The organism is Microbacterium sp. Z11_20 (assembly GCF_057197605.1).
Window position 1 is genome coordinate 234,505 of record NZ_JBXVOQ010000006.1, and the last position, 17,246, is coordinate 251,750.

The window sequence follows — 17,246 nt, forward strand, 5'->3', positions numbered from 1 at the left end:
CCTCGGCCGGATCCGCCCCGGCCTCACGCGCGGTGCGGCTCAGCCGAGCGCTTCCCCCAGCGCGTACCAGCGGGCCTCGAGGTCGTCGCGCTCGGCTTCCAGAGCGGCGATCCGCTGCATCTCCGACGAGATCCCGGTGTAGTCGGCCTGGTCGTGCTCGGCCAGCGCCGTGCGCGCCCCGCCGATCTCCTTCTCGAGCTTCGCGATCCGCCGCTCCAGCGCCGCGGTCTCCTTCTGGGCTGCGCGCAGGTCGGCGCCGGACAGCCCCGGGGATGCCGCGGCCTTCGCCGCGCCGGCGGCCGGGGCATCCGACTCCATCTTCCGCAGCCGCAGGTACTCGTCGACCCCGCCGGGCAGGTGCCGCAGGTGTCGGTCGAAGATGCCGTACTGCTGGTCGGTGACGCGCTCGAGGAAGTACCGGTCGTGCGAGACGACGAGCAGCGTGCCCGGCCAGGAATCGAGGAGGTCCTCCATCGCGGCGAGCATGTCGGTGTCGAGGTCGTTGGTGGGTTCGTCGAGGATCAGGACGTTCGGCTGGTCGAGGAGGATGAGCAGCAGCTGGAGGCGGCGCTTCTGACCGCCCGAGAGGTCCTTCACGGGCGTGGACAGCTGCGCGCTGGAGAATCCGAGCCGCTCGAGGAGCTGCCCGGGCGTGAGCTCCTGGGACTTGGATCCCGCACCGAACGTGTAGCTGGTGCGGAGGCTCTCCACGACGACCCGGACGGGGGCGTCGAGGTGTTGCTCCAGCTCGTCCAGGCGCTGGGTGAGCGTTGCCACCCGCACGGTCTTCCCGCGTTTGACCCGGCCCGAGGTGGGCGCGACGGTGCCGTCGATGAGTCCGAGCAGGGTGGACTTGCCGGCCCCGTTGACGCCGAGGATGCCGGTCCGCTCGCCCGGGGCGATGCGCCACTCGATGCCCTCCAGCACCTCCCGCGTCCCGGTCCCCTCTCCGGGCGAAGGGTACGCGACCGACACGTCCAGGAGGTCGACGACGTCCTTTCCCAGACGTGAGACCGCGAGCGACTGCAGCGCCACGGTGTCGCGGATCTCGGGCACGTCGGCGATGAGGGAGTTCGCCGCGTCGATGCGGAACTTCGGCTTGGTCGAGCGCGCTGGGGCACCGCGTCGCAGCCACGCCAGCTCTTTGCGCGCGAGGTTCTGCCGGCGCGCTTCGATCGTGGCGGACTGACGGTCGCGTTCGACCCGCTGGAGGATGTAGGCGGCATAGCCGCCCTCGAACGGCTCGACGATGCGGTCGTGCACCTCCCACGTGACGGTGCACACTTCGTCCAGGAACCAGCGATCGTGGGTGACGACGAGCAACCCGCCCGCGTTCGCGGACCATCGGCGCTTGAGGTGCTCGGCGAGCCACGTGATCCCCTCGACATCGAGGTGGTTGGTCGGCTCGTCCAGGAACAGCACGTCCCAGTCATCGACCAGCAGGCGCGCCAGGGCCACGCGCCGGCGCTGCCCTCCGGAGAGGGTGCCGAGCACCGCTCCCCACGGCAGGTCGCCCAGGAGCCCGGCGATGACGTCGCGCACCCGGGGGTCACCCGCCCATTCGTATTCGGGGCGGTCGCCCACCACGGCAGCGCCGATCGTCAGGTCGTCCGGAAGCGTGTCAGCCTGGTCGAGCACGCCGATGCGCACCCCGCCGCGCACCGTCACCCGGCCCGAGTCGGGCTGCTGGCGCCCGGCGAGCATCGCGAGCAGGCTCGACTTTCCGTCGCCGTTGCGCCCCACGATGCCGATGCGATCACCCTCGTTCACGCCGAGAGAGATCGAATCGAAGACGACCGTGGTGGGATATTCCAGGTGCAGGGCCTCGGCCCCAAGGAGATGTGCCATCCATCCCAGGCTACGGCGAATCGCCGCCGGCCGATTCCGCGGCGGTCCGGTGACTCCGGTTACCCGGTCAGGGGGTGGCGGGCCGGCCGAGTCCGAGGGTGTCCCGCAGGGTCGTGCCCGGGTACTCGCGGCGGAACAGGCCGCGACGCTGCAGTTCGGGGATGAGGTCGTCGCAGATCCGGTCCAACCCCTCGGGCAGGTACGAGGGGGTGAGGGTGAACCCGTCGCACGCGCCGCTTCGGAACCACTCCTCCATGCGGTCGGCGACGGTCTGCGCCGTGCCGACGAGAACCTGGTGCCCGGAGGACGTGCCGTGGGTGCGCAGCAGCTCGCGGAGCGTCGGCTTCTCGCCCACGACGATGCGGTACAGGCCGGGATACCGACTCGCGAGGGGGCTGGGATGGGTCGCGGCCTCCGACGGGTCGATGAGGCGATCGGGGGGAACCGGGTGGTCGAGGTCGAGGTCGGTGAGCTCGGCACCGAGCAGCAGCCCGCTGAGGGTGGCGAGGGCGATGTCGGGCTGGACAAGGTCGCCGAGTTCCGCGAGGCTGCGCTCGGCGTCCTCCTGGGTATCGCCGATGACCGGCATCAGCCCCGGGAGGATCGGGATGCGGTCGCGCCCGGCCTCCGTGGAGAGCTCCGCGAGCTGGGACCGGAATCGCTGCGCCGGCTCTTTCTCCACCTGCGCAGTGAAGACGACCTCGGCATTGCGCGCCGCGAACCGCATCCCCTCCTCCGACTGCCCCGCCTGGGCGATGACCGGGCGGCCCTGCGGTGATCGCGGGATGCTCAGCGCGTCGCGTATCTGGTAGTGATCTCCGCGGTAGTTCGGCTGGTGGATCTTCGCGGGGTCGGCCCACATGCCGTTCTCCCGGTCGATGATGACGGCGTCGTCCTCCCACGCGTCCCATACCGCGATGCAGGCCTGCAGGTAATCCTCCGCCCGGTGGTAGCGCTCCTGCTTGTCGGGCAGGGGCACCGTGAAGTTCTGGGCGCCGTCATAGGAGGTCACGACGTTCCACCCCACCCGGCCGTCGGAGAGGTGGTCCAGCTGCGACAGCATCCGGGCGACGTTGTACGGCTCGCTGAAGGTCGTCGAAATCGTGGCGACCAGGCCGATGTGCTCGGTCACTGCGCTCAGCGCGGCCATGGTCGTCAACGGCTCGTAGCCGCCCATCCAGGGATTGAGGCCGGCGTCGACGAAGAACAGCTGGTCGGCGAAGAAGACGGCGTCCATCTTCGCCGCCTCCGCGCGCTGCACCGAGTTCTTGGCGCCATCCAGACCGTAGAGCAGCTCCACCTGGCTGTCGGGGCGACGCCAGCTCGACCTGTTCCGGCCGACGGGGCTGAAGAACAGGAACAGGTGCATCTGGTCGTCGGCGCGCTCGGGCATCTGAATCTCTCCGTCGGGTCGGTCGCGGCGGCGGAACCGGTCCGCGCGGACGCTCGCCCCACCGTAGGAGCACGGTCGCGTGCCGCCCCGCGCCCATCGGGCCAATCAGGTAATAACCCCCACCCCGCCGACCGCGGTGCCCTGCGCCACGCGAGGGCCCGGCCCGCTGGTACGGCGTAGCCTGTCGGCCATGAGGCGTGCTCGCGTGGATTCCTCGGCGGTCGAGTCGATCGGATACGACCCCGCGCTGGCCGTGCTGGAGATCCAGTTCACCAGCGGTGATGTCTACCGTTATTTCGCCGTACCGCCCTCGGCCCACCGCGACCTGGTCGAGGCCGGCAGCATCGGTCGCCACTTCCTCGACCACATCCGTGACGTGTACCCCAGCGAGCGGGTGCGCTGACCGGAAGCACGCAGGAGGGGACGCCCGCTGCCGGCGCGTCCCCTCCTGGGTGCGGTGACTCCGCGGGGTCAGACGAGCCCGTTGTCCTCCAGCCACTGCGACGCGATCTCATCGGAGGAGAGTTCCTCCTCCGTGGACTGCACGTTCAGTGCGACCAGGTCCTCCGGGGTCAGGGCGGCGCTGACGGCGTTGAGCACCTCCGCCACCTCGTCCGCGACGTCCGCGCTGACCACGGGGATCACGTTGGAGGCGAGGAAGAGTCCCTCCGGGTCGTCGAGGACGACGAGGTCTTGGGTCTGGATGCTCGGATCGGCGGTGAAGACATTGGCGACGTTCACCGTGCCGGCCACGAGATCTTCGACCGTCGTGTCACCGGTGGCCGAGAAGTCGACCTCCACGCCGTAGGTCGACTGGAGGCCCTCCGGCCCGTAGGGCCGCTCGGCGAGCTCGGCCGGACCCCCGAGCGTCAGGGGCACATCGACGTTGGCGAGATCGGCGATCGTGGACAGGCCGTACTGGTCGGCGAATTCGGCCGTGACGGTGTAGGAATCCTGATCGCTCGCCGTGGCCTGCTCGAGCACTTCCAGACCCTCGGGCAGGGCGTCGGGCAACGCGGCGTAGACCTCCTCGGCGGTGCGCGCCTCCGTCTCGGCGTCGAAGTACTGCAGGAGGTTGCCCGAGTACTCGGGGAAGACGTTGACCGAGCCTTCCTCCAGGAGCGGGATGTACGCGTCGCGCTGGCCGATCTGGAACGAACGCTCCACCTCGAAACCGGCATTCTCCAGCGCCTGGGCGTAGATCTCGGCGATGATCTCGTTCGAGTAGTAGGCCTGGGAGCCGACGACGATCGCGGTGTCATCCGCGTTCTCGCCACCGGCGGAGTTGTCGTCTTCGAGCGGGTTGCTCGACGCGCAGCCGGCCAGCGCGAGCGCGGCTGCTGCGACACCGGCGACACCGGCGACACCGGCGAGGCCCTTCCGGGTACGTGCTGTGAACATGGGTTCCTCTTTCCTGGTGGGGCGTGATGACGTCAGACCGGCAGGCGCGGACCGCTGCGGCTGACGAGGGCGGGTGGTTCGGCCTGTGCGCGGAGCTTCTTCGTGGCGATCCCGGAACCGGATGCTGCGGCGCCGACCCCGCGGGGCACCACGGCGATCTGCAGCCACGCGAACAGGGCGTCCAGGATCAGGGCGAGCGCCGCCACCAGGAGTGCGCCCCCGATGATCACCTCCAGGCGCCGCAGCTGCAGCCCCGAGATGATGTACTCCCCCAGGCCACCGAGACCGATGTAGGCGGCGATGGTCACGGTCGCGACCACCTGGAGCGTCGCCGCCCGGAGGCCTCCGATGAGAAGGGGCAGCCCGAGAGGCACTTCGATGCGCCACAGGATCTGCCACTCCGTCATGCCCATCGACCGTCCGGCATCCAACACGCGCGGGTCGATGGCCTCGCACCCGGTGTACGCGCCGGCCAGGAGCGAGGGGATGGCGAGCACGACGAAGGTGATGACCGCCGCTTCCGGCTTGTGCAGGACCCCCAGGAGCAGCGTGAGGAGAATGACCAGGCCGAAGGAGGGGATCGCACGGGCGGCACCGGACACGGCCACGGCGATCTCGCGTCCTCTGCCGCTGTGCCCGATGTACCACCCGATCGGGACGGCGATCGCCGCGGCCACGAGGACGGAGATCGCCGTGTAGGCGATCTGCTCCAGGATGGCGACCGGGATCGGCGACAGCGCGCCGGTGTCGCCGGAGAAGAGCCATGCGATGGCCTCGAGGAAGAGGGTCATGCGTCCGCTCCCGCGGGAACGGCCGCCGTGCGCCGCGCGCGCACGGGGGATGCGCGGCGTGTCCACGGCATGAGGAGACGCCCCGCGAGTACGAGAAGCAGATCGACCAGGAGCGCGAGGACGACGACCGCGACGACACCGGCGAACACTTCGGGGAGGATGCGCCGCTGCAGCCCGTTCGTGAACAGGTACCCGAGGTTCGTGATGCCGACCAGGATCCCGACCGTTGCGAGCGAGATGGTGCTGGCGGCGGAGACGCGCAGGCCGGCGAGGATCACGGGCCCGGCCAGAGGAAGGTCCACCGCGCGGAACCGGCGGAGCGGGCCGAACCCGATCGCGATGGAGGCCTGACGCACGCCGGGATCCACGGCATCCAGTCCGTCGGCGACGGAGCGCACGAGGATCGCCACGGCGTAGATCGTCAGCGCCACCACGAGGTTCGTCTCACTGGTGAAGCTGTACCAGCCGGTCGCGGTGGGCAGGAGGATCAGCAGCGCGATCGAGGGGATCGTGTACAGCAGCCCCGTGATCGTGGTGACGCCGCTGCGCACGCGACGGTACCGCCACGCCACCCAGCCCAGCGGCACGGAGATCACCAAGCCGAGCAGAAGCGGGACCACGCTCTGCCGCAGATGGACGAGGGCCAGCTCGCCGATCAGGTCGAGGTTGGCGGCCACCCAGTTCACCGCTCGGCCTCCTCGTGGAGTGCCCCCTGCGTTCGCCCTTCGGCATCCACGACGACCGTGCCGCGCGGGGTGTGCTTCAGATGCAGGGCGCGTTTGCCGGTCTGGGCGCCGATGAACGCGGAGACGAAGCCGTCGGCGGGGTCCTCCATGATCTCGCTCGGGCTTCCCACCTGCGCGACGCGCGCCTCGTCCTCGAGGATCACCACCTGGTCGCCGAGGAGGAACGCCTCGTCGATGTCGTGCGTGACGAACACGATCGTCTTGCCGATCTCGCGCTGCAACCGGAGGAGTTCCTGCTGGAGCTCCGCGCGCACGATCGGATCGACCGCACCGAACGGCTCGTCCATGAGCAGGATGTTGGGCTCCGCCGCCAGCCCCCGCGCCACCCCGACCCGCTGCTGCTGACCGCCGGAGAGCTGGCTCGGATATCGATCCGCCATCGCCCGGTCAAGACCCACGATGTCCATCAGCTCGAGCGCACGGCCGCGGGCCGCCGTGCGCTTCCGCCCCTGCAGCACCGGGACGGTGGCGATGTTCTCGACGACCGTGAAGTGCGGGAGGAGTCCGGCGTTCTGCATCACGTAGCCGATGCTGCGCCGGAGCTCCACGGGTCGGCGCCCCGCGACGTCCTCGTCGTCGATCGAGACGACGCCGGCGGTCGGGTCGACCATGCGGTTGATCATCCGGAGGAGCGTGGTCTTGCCCGAACCGGACGATCCCACGAGCACGGTGGTCCGGCGCGATGGCACCACGAGGTTGAAATCCTCCACGGCACGGGTGCCGTCGGGAAAGACCTTCGAGACGTGAGAGAACTCGATCATCGATCGGAGGGTCGACCGCTCAGTCGACCACCTCGACTTCCTTCCAGAACGCGACGTAACCGGAGAAGTCCTTGCCGACACGATCGATCGCGCTCTGGTGCGGCCTCGGATAGGCCCACGCGCGGTCGACGAGTTCGGTGCCGCCGGAGCTCACCGTGTAGTACTGGCACGCACCTTTCCACGGGCACGTGTACGGCGTGGGACTGTCGACCAGGACCCCCTCCCGCACGCTCTGCCGCGGGAAGTACCAGTTCCCCTCGATCGAGATCAGATCCTGCCGGTCGGCTTCGGCGATGACCGTGCCGTCGAGTAGTGCTTTCATGGCTTTCCTCTGGCTGGGACGGGCGCGCTGGTGGGGCAGTCCGTCGGTGGCTGCCACGCTACCCGAGCCTTCCGGCACGGAGACGTGACCCTCTCTCCCTTGATAGCTTCCGCAGCCCGCGATACATTCCCGCTCACCTCAGACGAGCCGGGCACCCGGGACCGGCCCGTGCACGTGCAGGGCACGCAGCCCCGCGGCGGCGAGGGTCACGCGCAGTTCCGCGGCGGCCGCCTCATCGGCGGCGAGGAAGGCCAGAGTCGGACCCGACCCTGAGACGATCCCGGCCAGGGCGCCCGAGCCCTCCCCCGTCTCGAGCACGCGCGCGAGATCGGGCCGCAGATGAAGCGCCGGGGCTTGCAGATCGTTACGGAGGGTGGCTGCCAGCATCCCGGCATCCCCCTGCCGCAGCGCGTGCAGCACGTCCGGGTCGACCGCGGGCCGCCGCGGGACCGGGCCGATGTCGACCAGGTGGCGCTCGCGATGCACGTCCAGCTCGCGATACACGACGGGTGTCGACATGCCTTCCGTGCTCGGGACGAGGATCCAATCGAACCGTCCCCGAGCGAGGGCGGAGCTGACCTCGTCGCCACGCCCCGTGCCGACGGCCGTGCCGCCCAGCAGAGCGAAGGGCACGTCGGCGCCGAGCCGCGCGGCCAGGCGCAGCAGCTCGGCGGTGGAGAGCCCGGTGCCCCACAGCGCATCGCACGCGACCAGAGCCGCAGCCGCATCCGCCGACCCGCCGCCCATGCCGCCGGCCACCGGGACCGACTTGCGGATCTCCAGGCGCGCACCGGCGTCGACGCCGGTCGCGCGGGCGAGCAGTCGCGCAGCCCGCACGGCGAGGTTGCGGTCGTCGGTGGGCACGTCGTCGAGGTCGGCATCGCCGGCGACGGAGACGGTGATCTCGTCGGCCGGGCTCGCCCAGAGGTCTTCGTAGATCGACACCGCCTGGTAGGCCGTCGCGACGTCGTGGTAGCCGTCTTCCTGCACGTCCCCCACCTCGAGGAAGACGTTGATCTTCCCCGGCGCGCGGACGTGCACGCCGTCGGTGGACGCCGCCGAGATCACCGGGCCGAGTCCGCCCAGCGGTCGAGGTCGATCGTCTCCACGAGCGCATCGATGCGCTCGAGCTCCTCCGTATCGAACTGTGGGCCGCGGGCGCCGGCCAGATTGTCATCGATCTGCTCGATCCGGGAGGCGCCGATCAGCGCCGAGGTGACCGTCGGTTCGCGCAGCACCCACTGGATCGCCATCTGGGCGAGGGTCTGGCCCCGCTCCTGAGCGATCACGTTCAGCCCGCGCAGCCCCGTGATGGCCTCGTGCGGCAGCGCGTGCGCGGGGAGCGACGAGCGGTGCTGGGCGCGTTGCGCACGGCCGTCCCCGAGGTATTTGTCGGTGAGCACGCCCTGGGCGAGCGGGGTGAAGGCGATCGCGCCGAGGCCCTCCTGGGCGAGCACGCCCGTGAGCCCGTCTTCGATCCACCGGTTCACCATCGAGTACGACGGCTGATGGATCACCAGCGGCGTCCCGAGCGAGCGGGCCACCGCGACCGCGGCGACGGTCTGCTCCTCGTCGTACTGGGAGATGCCCACGTAGCGGGCCTTCCCCTGCCGGACGAGGGTGTCGAGGGCGCCGACGGTCTCCTCGACGGGGGTGACGGTGTCGGGGCGGTGCGAGTAGAAGATGTCGACGTACTCGAGCCCCAGTCGCTGCAGCGACTGGTCGGCGCTGGCGAGGACGTACTTGCGCGAGCCGAGGTCGCCATAGGGGCCCGGCCACATGTCCCACCCCGCCTTGGATGAGACGATCAGCTCGTCGCGGTACGGCGCGAAGTCCTCGCGCATCATCCGGCCGAAGTTGGTCTCGGCCGAGCCGTACGGCGGCCCGTAGTTGTTGGCCAGGTCGAAGTGCGTGATCCCCCGATCGAACGCGTGGCGGAGGAGCTCACGCTGACGGTCGAAGGGGATGTTGTCCCCGAAGTTCCACCAGAGTCCGAGGGAGACGGGCGGCAGGTACAATCCACTAGTACCCACCTGCCGGTAGTCCATCGCCGCATAGCGGTCGTCGGCGGCGGAGTACGGACGATGGACATCGGAGACGTCCGGGCGGAAGCGCGGTCGGTCGGTCACCCTCCGACCCTAGCGCGCACCCCGGAAACGAACGACCCTACGGCGAAACCCCGCCGTAATGGGAGTGTTCTACCGTGGGCGCTCTCGCATTGCGGGATTCCCCGGCTGTATTGGAAGGAGAGCGCGGTGCGTCGAATCGTCCCCCTCCCTATCGAACTCGACCCGTGGCAGGCGCTCCTGGCGCGGGAGGACGTCCGACTCGTGGACGGTGTCCTCCACCTGATCGCCGACGACGTGTCACCCACCGAAGCGATGGTGGATGATCTGCTGGATGTGGCGGCCGCGCTCGAGGCCGCCGGCATCGAGGTGCTGCTCGTGCGCGACAGCAACCGGCGTCCGAAACTGGTGGCCGATGCTGCCGCCGGGCCGAAAGCGCTGCGCTCGCTGCAGTCGGCGCGCCCCGGCGAGCCCTTCTACCTCAAAGCCCGCGGCGATGACCCGGTACCCATGCACGGTGCCGACATCGAGGACGGCGCGGTGGCCTCCTACGCGGTGTACCGTCCGCGGACGAGCACGAACGGCGCGTACCGCTACGGCGCATCCCTGGCACCCCGGCTGGAGTTCTGGCGCTTCGGAGACACGGTCGTCGAGGCGCCCAGGCCGACGGCTCTGACGCGGCGGGTCACCGCGCGCGAGGATGTCGCGTTCGTGACGACCGAGCGCTACGGCCGGTCGTGGCAGACCCTGGCGGGCATGTTCGATCCGTACCCCGACGAGGCGCAGTTCGACATCGACATGGTGTTCTCGTGGGTCGACGGATCGTCCACGGAGTTCCAGCGGCAGCGTGCCGCGCAGATGGACGGCTACGTCGTCGGCGACGGCGACGACTCCCCCGCGCGATTCCGGCAGATCGACGAGCTGCGGTACGCCCTGCGCAGCGTCCACATGTACGCGCCGTGGGTGCGCCGCATCTTCATCGCCACCGACTCGCCGCGTCCGGCGTGGCTCGACGAGCACCCGAAGGTGACGATCGTCCGCAGCGAGGAGTTCTTCGCCGATCCGGCCGTGCTCCCGACGCACAACTCCCACGCCGTGGAAGCCCAGCTGCACCGCATCGACGGGCTAGCCGAGCACTTCCTCTACAGCAACGACGACATGTTCTTCGGTCGCCCCGTCACACCGGAGCTGTTCTTCAGCGGCGGCGGGGTGAGCCGCTTCGTGGAGAGCGGCGTGCGGATCGGCACGGGCGACCCGCACGCGAGCCGCTCCGGCCACGACAACGGCCTGCGCGTGAACCGGGCCCTGCTGCGGGAGCGGTTCGGACGCATGATCACGCACGACCTGGAGCACTGCGCCGTGCCGATGCGCCGCTCGATCGCGGCGGAGCTGGAGCGCGAGTTCGCCCCGGACTACGCGCGCACGGCGGCCAATCGCTTCCGTGCGGCCAGCGACATCTCGGTGACCAACAGCCTGTACCACTACTACGCGCTGCTCACCGGTCGCGCCGTCGTCACGCGCGAGCCGCGGGTGCAGTACGTGCAGACGACGCAGCTGGAGTCCCTGCGGACGATGGAGCGGCTGGTCACCCGCCGCGACACCGACATGTTCTGCCTCAACGACGGAAGCATTCCGGAGATCCCCGAGGAGATGCGCATCCGCGCACTGCGATCGTGCCTGGAGCGGGCCTTCCCCGTGCGTCCCCCGTGGGAGCACGCCGAGGTCAGCGCAGGATCGGCAGCGGAGCGGTCGGCGGCGCTGTCCGGCCACTGAGCTCACGCGAGCCGGGAATCGCCACGCCCGCCTCGCGCAGCCGTGCCGCGGATGCCTCGGCGTCGACGTACTGCAGTGGCGCCGCCGCATCCAGCGACACCACCGAATGGACGATCGTCTCGTCGTAGACGCTGATGAGGTTGAACCCCTGTGCGCCGTCGCGCGGGCGCGTCCCGCCCACCGGGACGGTGAGGTCCTGCGTGTAGCACGTGGCCGAGGCGACGGAGACGGGGATGCCCGCGAACGTCGCGAAGGTGGAGTAGTGCAGGTGTCCGCCGATGATGGCGCGCACATCCGTGCCGCGCAGCACCTGGGCCAGTCGCGGCTGCTCGCGGAGTTCGACGGTGACGGCGAGGTCGAGGACGCTCGGGACGGGCGGGTGGTGGAGGGCCAGGATCGTTCCCAGGGGTGCCGGGGTGGCCAGGACCCCGGCGAGCCACTCCAGCTGCGCGTCGGAGATCTCGCCGTGGTGGTGCCCCGGCACGCTCGTGTCGAGGGTCACGATACGGAGGCCGTCGAGCTCGTCGACGCGGTCCACCGGCGCCGACGGCCATGGCGCCGGGTCGCCGGGGAGGAGGTGCTCGCGGAAAGCGGCGCGGTCGTCGTGATTGCCCATGACCCACACCACTGCCGCGCCGAGCCGCTCGGCGAGCGGTTCGACCAGCGCCCGCACGCGCTGGTAGGCCTCGCCCTGGCCGCGGTCGGCGACGTCACCGGTGAAGATCAGCGCGTCCGGGCGGATCCCGGAGGATTCGATGGCCGCGAGCGCGCGGGCCAGATACGCCTCCGCGTCGACCGCGTCGAAGAGCTGCGATCCGACCCGCAGGTGCGTGTCACTGAGATGGAGCAGGGTGCGTTCGGCTTTCGGGTACTCGGCGTACCGCATGTCTCCCCTTCACGTCGTCAGGTGCGACGTCTGGCGTTCCAGTGTGCCTCTCAAAAGGAAATGTTACCGGCATGTTTCATGAACGGGCCGTGTACACGTCAGGAAGGGCGGGAATCGGCCTCGGGCAGCGCGCGGGCGATCCGCAGGAAATCGTCGATGGCGAGCTCCTCCCCGCGCGCGGTGGGGGCGACGCCCGCCGTCTCCAGCAGGGCGGATGCGGCAGCCGCCGAGCCGCCCAGCACCGTCGCCAGCGCCTGCCGGAGCATCTTGCGCCGCTGCTGGAACGCCGCATCCACGATCGCGAAGGTACGTCGGCGCTCCGCCTCGCTGCCTCGTGGAACGGGGTCGCGGGAGAAGGCCACGAGCACCGAGTCGACGTTCGGCACCGGCCAGAACACCTGGCGCGACACGGTGCCGGCCAGCCGCCACCGCCCGTACCAGGCGGCCTTCGCGCTGGGTGCCCCGTAGACCTTGCTCCCGGGAGGAGCCGCAAGGCGTTCCCCCACCTCGGCCTGGACCATGACGACCCCTCGCTGCAGGGCGGGGAAGGTCTCCAGGAAGTGCAGCAGCACCGGCACCGACACGTTGTACGGCAGGTTCGCCACGAGAACGTCGGGGTCTCCGGGCAGCTCGGTGACGCGGAGCGCGTCGGCGTCGATCACGGTGAGCGCCCCGTCGGCGACACCGTGCTCGCGCGCCGTGGCGGCCAGCCGCTCGGCGAGGCGATGATCGATCTCCACGGCCACCACGCGCGCGCCGGTCTCCAGCACCGCGAGAGTGAGCGAGCCGAGACCGGGCCCGATCTCCACGACGCGGTCCTCGGCGGTGACCCGCGCGACCTGCACGATCTTGCGGACGCTGTTGGCGTCGACGACGAAGTTCTGCCCCAGCTTCTTGGTGGGAACGACATCCAGCTCCGCGGCGAGGCGGCGGATCTCGGTCGCGCCGAGGAGGGAGACAGGCATCGTTTCACTGTAGCCGTGCCCGTCGCACGTGCCCGGCGGTCCCTTGACAGCATGTGGGGCTCGCGGCAGGGTGGGCGCACAAGGGGGCACGGGGGCCACGAAGGAGGAATCCGATGAGTTCATCCCCGCCGTCCGGCGCCGACGTCTCCGTCCCGATCACCCGCGTCATCCTCGTCGCCGCCACCGCGGCGCTGGGGGGCTTCCTGTTCGGCTTCGACACCGCCGTGATCAACGGGGCAGTGAGCGCGATCGGCGAGCAGTTCGATGCCGGTCCGTTCCTCCTCGGGTTCTCCGTCGCGTCGGCGCTTCTCGGGTGCGCGGTGGGCGCGTGGTACGCCGGGCGCCTCGCGGATCGGTTCGGGCGCGTCCGCATCATGGTGGTCGCCGCCATCCTCTTCGTCATCAGCGCGGTGGGCTGCGGCTTCGCCTTCGGGATCTGGGATCTGTCGTTCTGGCGCATCGTGGGCGGCCTCGGGGTGGGGATCGCCTCGGTGATCGCCCCTGCCTACATCGCCGAGGTCTCCCCTCCGGCGCACCGCGGGCGCCTCGGGTCCCTCCAGCAGATGGCCATCGTCACCGGCATCTTCGTCGCGCTCCTCGGTGACGCCGCGATCGTGGCCGCGGCGGGCAGCGCCGCGGCCCCGTGGCTGCTGGGCCTCGAGGCATGGCGGTGGATGTTCCTGTCGGCACTCGTTCCGGCCGTCATCTACGGCGTGCTCGCCCTCACGATCCCCGAGTCGCCGCGCTACCTCATCGCTCGCGGCGAGGTGAGCAAGGCGAAAGAGGTGCTCACGCGCTTCGTGGGCGGCAATGTCGAGAAGACCACGACCGACATCATCCAGACGGTCCAGGGCAAGCCCGACCGGGCCCGCTTCGCCATCCTCCACGGCCCGGCGTTCGGTCTCCTTCCCATCGTGTGGGTGGGGATCGGCCTGTCGGTGCTGCAGCAGTTCACCGGCATCAACGTGATCTTCTACTACTCCTCGACGCTGTGGCAGGCGGTGGGATTCACCGAGCAGGATTCGCTGACGATCACCGTGATCACGTCCGTGACCAATATCGTCACCACGATCGTCGCGATCCTGCTCATCGACAAGGTGGGCCGCCGGCCCCTCCTCCTCATCGGGGCGATCGGGCAGTTCCTCTCCCTCGCGGCGCTCACCATCGTCTTCGCCACCGCGCCCATCATCGACGGCCAGCCGGTTCTCGAAGGCCCGGCCGGAACCGTCGCGCTCGTCGCCGCAAACCTCTACGTCGTCTTCTTCGGCGCGTCCTGGGGCCCCGTGGTGTGGGTGCTCCTGGGCGAGATGTTCAGCAACCGCATCCGCGCCGTCGCCCTGTCGGTGGCAGCGGCCGCGCAGTGGGTGGCCAACTTCATCATCTCCACGACCTTCCCGGCGCTGGCTGCGGTGGGTCTGGGCCTGGCGTACGGCGTGTACACCTTCTTCGCGTTCGTGGCGGTCTTCTTCGTGATCAGGTTCGTCCGTGAGACGAAGGGGCGCACCCTGGAATCGATGACCGACGGCGGCCGCGATCAGAACGCGCCGTAGACCTCGACGGTGTTCGCGGCGAGCTGCACGCACAGCTCCTCCAGATCCACGCCCAGTTCCGCGGCGAGGAACCGCACGGTGACCGGTACGAGGTAAGGCGCGTTGGGGCGGCCGCGGAACGGCGTGGGGGTCAGGAACGGGGCATCCGTCTCGACGAGGATGCGCTCCAGCGGGGTGACGGCGAGCGCGTCGCGGAGGTTCTGCGCGTTCTTGAAGGTCACGTTGCCGGCGAAGGAGAGGTAGTAGCCCCGGTCGGCGGCGATGCGCGCCATCGACTCGTCGCCGGAGAAGCAGTGGAACACCGTGCGTTCGGGGGCCCCGACGCGCTGCAGCGTCTCCAGAACCGCGTCGTGCGCGTCGCGATCGTGGATCTGCATCGCGATGCCGTGCCTCTTCGCGAGGGCGATGTGCGCCTCGAACGAGCGGAACTGCGCCGGCCGGCCGTCCTCGTCGGTGCGGAAGAAATCCAGCCCGGTCTCGCCGATGGCCCGCACGCGCGGCTCGGCGGCCAGTTCGTCGATCACGGCGATCGCCGCATCCAACTCCCCCGCCGCCTCGTACGCCGGCGCCTCATTCGGATGGATCGCCACGGCGGCGAGCACGTGGGGGTGGGATGCGGCGGCCCACGCCGACCAGCGCGAGGACGCGATATCGCCGCCGGCCTGGACGACGCCGAGGACCCCCACCGCCGCGGCGCGCTCGAGCTGTTCGTCCAGCGAGAGCCCGACCTCGCCGTCTTCGATCTCCAGGTGCGCGTGGTTGTCGTACACCGCCACCGGGAGCGCTTCGGGCGGCGCGGGGTAGCTGACCTCGCGCGTCCCCTTCTCGCGCTGCCGGACGTACTGCGACGGATCCGCCGCATCCTTCTGCGTCACCATCCCGGTCCGCCCTCCTGTCCCGTGCCCCGTGCGTGCCCCGTCCCCCGTTTCTCTCCCGTCCCCCGTGCGTGTCTGGCGCGTCTGGCGTGTCTGGTCCACCGTGTCTCACTTTCTGCAGAAACAGGGGCCGGATGCTGCAGATCCTGAGACATGCGTGGCGAGAAGTGAGACATGGGGGTCAAGAAGTGGGACATGGATCGGGTGGGGGCGAGGCGATGGGGGCGAGACGGATGGGGCGGCGCCCGTCAGGCCGGCTGCTCCACGCGGGGGAAGAGCGGCGCCAGGCCGTTCACGGACGTGCCGGGGCGGAGGCTCCCCCACTGGCCCGCCTCGCGAAGCGGCTGGTCGCGCAGGCGCCCGAGCGTCTCGGCGGCACCGAGTGCCACCCACAGCTTCTCGGTCGCGATGGGCATCACCGGCGACAGCAGTACGGCGAGGGCGCGGAGCCCCTCGGCGGCGGTGTACAGCACCGTGCCGAGCCGCTCGCGCTGGGCGTCGTCCTTGGCCAGCGCCCACGGCTCGTTGACGGTGATGTAGCCGTTGAGCTCGTCGACGATCGTCCATACCGCGTGGATGGCCTCGTCGATGCGGAACCGTTCCATGGCGGCGTCGGCCCGGGCCGCCGCATCCGCCACGGTGCTCTGGATGCGGAGGTCGCCCTCGGCGTACTCGCCCGGCGGCGGAACGATCCCCTGGTAATACCGCTCGATCATCGCGACGGTGCGGGATGCGAGGTTGCCGAAGCCGTTCGCGAGCTCGGCCTGGTAGCGGGCGGTGAGGTCCTCCCACGAGAACGATCCGTCCTGGCCGAACGCGATCGCGGACAGGAAGTAGAACCGGTACGCGTCGGAGCCGAAGACATCGGTGATCTCGGTGGGGGCGATACCGGTGAGCTTCGACTTCGACATCTTCTCGCCACCGACGAGGAGCCACCCGTGGGCGAACACCCCGCGCGGAACCTCCACCCCGGCAGCCATCAGCATCGCCGGCCAGATCACCGCGTGGAAACGGAGGATGTCCTTCCCCACCACGTGGTACGCGGGCCACCGCTCGGCGAACTGCTCCGGGTCGGACCCGTACCCGACGGCCGTGGCGTAATTGAGCAGCGCGTCCACCCACACGTAGATGACGTGCGACTCGTCCCACGGCACCTGGATGCCCCAGTCGAAGGTCGAGCGCGAGATGGAGAGGTCTTTCAGCCCGTTCTTCACGAACGACACGACCTCGTTGCGCGCCGACTCCGGCCGGACGAAGTCGGGGACGTCGCGGTAGAGCTCGAGCAGGCGATCCTGGAACTCGCTGAGCTTGAAGAAGTAGTTCTTCTCCTGCAGCAGTTCCAGCGGCTTGGAGTGGATGGCGCAGACCTTCAGGCCCTCGAAGGCTCCGGTGCCGTCGACGATCTCCGCCTCGGTCTTGAACTCCTCGCATCCGACGCAGTACAGCGCCTCGAACTCGCCGGCGTAGATGTAGCCGCGGTCGTAGATCGCCTGGACGAACTGCCGAACCCGCTCTTCGTGACGCGGCTGGGTGGTGCGGATGAAATCGTCGTTGGCGACGTCGAGGGTCTCCAGCAGCGGGTACCACGCCTCGGTGACGAGCTTGTCGACCCACTCCTGCGGCGTCGCGCCGTTGGCCGCCGCCGCCCGCATCATCTTCTGCCCGTGCTCGTCGGTGCCGGTGAGCATCCACGTGTCATCGCCCGACTGGCGGTGCCAGCGCGCGAGCGTGTCCACGGCCACGGTCGTGTACCCGTGGCCGATGTGGGGCACGTCGCTCGGGTAGTAGATCGGCGTCGTGATGTAGAAGGATCGGCCGGTGCTCACCCGAGAATTCTACGGGCGCGCCCGGGTGCGCCCGTCCGTGTGA

General features: G+C 69.9%; 16 protein-coding genes. 3 read left to right on the plus strand and 13 right to left on the minus strand.

Features of this window, described 5'->3' with window-relative positions; genetic code table 11:
• Positions 1-39: 39 nt before the first annotated feature.
• Both AC2DFQ_RS15495 and AC2DFQ_RS15500 read right to left on the minus strand, forming a co-directional pair.
• Complete coding sequence (locus AC2DFQ_RS15495) at positions 40-1,848, minus strand: ABC-F family ATP-binding cassette domain-containing protein (RefSeq protein WP_484534502.1); 1,809 nt, start codon at positions 1,846-1,848, stop codon at positions 40-42.
• A gap of 67 nt (positions 1,849-1,915) precedes the next feature.
• Positions 1,916-3,241: an NtaA/DmoA family FMN-dependent monooxygenase gene (locus tag AC2DFQ_RS15500; RefSeq protein ID WP_484534503.1), complete on the minus strand. Its 1,326-nt coding sequence runs from the start codon at positions 3,239-3,241 to the stop codon at positions 1,916-1,918.
• Between the two features lie 190 nt (positions 3,242-3,431).
• On the opposite strand from AC2DFQ_RS15500, the gene AC2DFQ_RS15505 reads away from it, so the two are divergent.
• On the plus strand, positions 3,432-3,644 hold the full coding sequence (locus AC2DFQ_RS15505) for a KTSC domain-containing protein (protein WP_484534504.1): 213 nt from the start codon (positions 3,432-3,434) through the stop codon (positions 3,642-3,644).
• Between the two features lie 68 nt (positions 3,645-3,712).
• On the opposite strand, the gene AC2DFQ_RS15510 is transcribed toward AC2DFQ_RS15505, so the two are convergent.
• The 7 genes from AC2DFQ_RS15510 to AC2DFQ_RS15540 form a co-directional block, all read right to left on the minus strand.
• On the minus strand, positions 3,713-4,642 hold the full coding sequence (locus AC2DFQ_RS15510; RefSeq protein ID WP_484534505.1) for an ABC transporter substrate-binding protein: 930 nt from the start codon (positions 4,640-4,642) through the stop codon (positions 3,713-3,715).
• A gap of 32 nt (positions 4,643-4,674) precedes the next feature.
• Positions 4,675-5,433, minus strand: a complete 759-nt coding sequence (locus AC2DFQ_RS15515) for an ABC transporter permease (RefSeq protein ID WP_484508749.1) — start codon at positions 5,431-5,433, stop codon at positions 4,675-4,677.
• Positions 5,430-6,119, minus strand: a complete 690-nt coding sequence (locus AC2DFQ_RS15520) for an ABC transporter permease (RefSeq protein ID WP_484534506.1) — start codon at positions 6,117-6,119, stop codon at positions 5,430-5,432. The genes AC2DFQ_RS15515 and AC2DFQ_RS15520 overlap by 4 nt, the downstream gene beginning before the upstream one ends.
• The gene (locus AC2DFQ_RS15525; RefSeq protein ID WP_484534507.1) at positions 6,116-6,940 is read right to left on the minus strand and encodes an ABC transporter ATP-binding protein; all 825 of its coding nucleotides are present in this window, start codon (positions 6,938-6,940) and stop codon (positions 6,116-6,118) included. The genes AC2DFQ_RS15520 and AC2DFQ_RS15525 overlap by 4 nt, the downstream gene beginning before the upstream one ends.
• A gap of 19 nt (positions 6,941-6,959) precedes the next feature.
• Positions 6,960-7,262, minus strand: a complete 303-nt coding sequence (locus AC2DFQ_RS15530; RefSeq protein ID WP_484508746.1) for a DUF427 domain-containing protein — start codon at positions 7,260-7,262, stop codon at positions 6,960-6,962.
• A gap of 138 nt (positions 7,263-7,400) precedes the next feature.
• Positions 7,401-8,330: a 4-(cytidine 5'-diphospho)-2-C-methyl-D-erythritol kinase gene (locus tag AC2DFQ_RS15535; RefSeq protein ID WP_484508745.1), complete on the minus strand. Its 930-nt coding sequence runs from the start codon at positions 8,328-8,330 to the stop codon at positions 7,401-7,403.
• Entirely contained in the window at positions 8,327-9,391 is a 1,065-nt protein-coding gene (locus tag AC2DFQ_RS15540) for an aldo/keto reductase (RefSeq protein ID WP_484508744.1), read from the minus strand. The genes AC2DFQ_RS15535 and AC2DFQ_RS15540 overlap by 4 nt, the downstream gene beginning before the upstream one ends.
• A 126-nt stretch (positions 9,392-9,517) precedes the next feature.
• Between AC2DFQ_RS15540 and AC2DFQ_RS15545 the strand changes: the two genes are divergently transcribed.
• Positions 9,518-11,101 carry a stealth family protein gene (locus AC2DFQ_RS15545; RefSeq protein WP_484508743.1) on the plus strand — a complete coding sequence of 528 codons (1,584 nt, stop codon included), beginning with the start codon at positions 9,518-9,520 and terminating at the stop codon, positions 11,099-11,101.
• Here the strand turns inward: AC2DFQ_RS15545 and AC2DFQ_RS15550 are convergent.
• Positions 11,052-11,987 carry a phosphodiesterase gene (locus AC2DFQ_RS15550; RefSeq protein WP_484534508.1) on the minus strand — a complete coding sequence of 312 codons (936 nt, stop codon included), beginning with the start codon at positions 11,985-11,987 and terminating at the stop codon, positions 11,052-11,054. The two genes, AC2DFQ_RS15545 and AC2DFQ_RS15550, sit on opposite strands and share 50 nt — an antisense overlap.
• Before the next feature lie 98 nt (positions 11,988-12,085).
• Complete coding sequence (rsmA, locus tag AC2DFQ_RS15555; RefSeq protein ID WP_484508741.1) at positions 12,086-12,952, minus strand: 16S rRNA (adenine(1518)-N(6)/adenine(1519)-N(6))-dimethyltransferase RsmA; 867 nt, start codon at positions 12,950-12,952, stop codon at positions 12,086-12,088.
• A gap of 113 nt (positions 12,953-13,065) precedes the next feature.
• Between rsmA and AC2DFQ_RS15560 the strand changes: the two genes are divergently transcribed.
• Positions 13,066-14,502: a sugar porter family MFS transporter gene (locus AC2DFQ_RS15560; RefSeq protein ID WP_484534509.1), complete on the plus strand. Its 1,437-nt coding sequence runs from the start codon at positions 13,066-13,068 to the stop codon at positions 14,500-14,502.
• On the opposite strand, the gene AC2DFQ_RS15565 is transcribed toward AC2DFQ_RS15560, so the two are convergent.
• Both AC2DFQ_RS15565 and metG read right to left on the minus strand, forming a co-directional pair.
• A complete protein-coding gene (locus AC2DFQ_RS15565) occupies positions 14,487-15,380 on the minus strand; it encodes a TatD family hydrolase (RefSeq protein ID WP_484508739.1) in 894 nt (297 codons plus the stop codon). The genes AC2DFQ_RS15560 and AC2DFQ_RS15565 overlap by 16 nt on opposite strands.
• A gap of 245 nt (positions 15,381-15,625) precedes the next feature.
• Complete coding sequence (gene metG / locus AC2DFQ_RS15570; RefSeq protein WP_484534510.1) at positions 15,626-17,203, minus strand: methionine--tRNA ligase; 1,578 nt, start codon at positions 17,201-17,203, stop codon at positions 15,626-15,628.
• Positions 17,204-17,246 lie beyond the last annotated feature (43 nt).

Excerpts from the sequence above, each read along its gene's own strand:
- AC2DFQ_RS15510 (WP_484534505.1), bottom strand. The coding sequence starts at position 4,642 with ATGTTCACAGCACGTACCCGGAAGGGCCTCGCCGGTGTCGCCGGTGTC.
- AC2DFQ_RS15530 (WP_484508746.1), bottom strand. The coding sequence starts at position 7,262 with ATGAAAGCACTACTCGACGGCACGGTCATCGCCGAAGCCGACCGGCAG.
- AC2DFQ_RS15560 (WP_484534509.1), top strand. The coding sequence starts at position 13,066 with ATGAGTTCATCCCCGCCGTCCGGCGCCGACGTCTCCGTCCCGATCACC.
- AC2DFQ_RS15495 (WP_484534502.1), bottom strand. The coding sequence starts at position 1,848 with ATGGCACATCTCCTTGGGGCCGAGGCCCTGCACCTGGAATATCCCACC.
- AC2DFQ_RS15500 (WP_484534503.1), bottom strand. The coding sequence starts at position 3,241 with ATGCCCGAGCGCGCCGACGACCAGATGCACCTGTTCCTGTTCTTCAGC.
- AC2DFQ_RS15565 (WP_484508739.1), bottom strand. The coding sequence starts at position 15,380 with ATGGTGACGCAGAAGGATGCGGCGGATCCGTCGCAGTACGTCCGGCAG.
- AC2DFQ_RS15550 (WP_484534508.1), bottom strand. The coding sequence starts at position 11,987 with ATGCGGTACGCCGAGTACCCGAAAGCCGAACGCACCCTGCTCCATCTC.
- rsmA (WP_484508741.1), bottom strand. The coding sequence starts at position 12,952 with ATGCCTGTCTCCCTCCTCGGCGCGACCGAGATCCGCCGCCTCGCCGCG.
- AC2DFQ_RS15505 (WP_484534504.1), top strand. The coding sequence starts at position 3,432 with ATGAGGCGTGCTCGCGTGGATTCCTCGGCGGTCGAGTCGATCGGATAC.
- AC2DFQ_RS15515 (WP_484508749.1), bottom strand. The coding sequence starts at position 5,433 with ATGACCCTCTTCCTCGAGGCCATCGCATGGCTCTTCTCCGGCGACACC.
- AC2DFQ_RS15525 (WP_484534507.1), bottom strand. The coding sequence starts at position 6,940 with ATGATCGAGTTCTCTCACGTCTCGAAGGTCTTTCCCGACGGCACCCGT.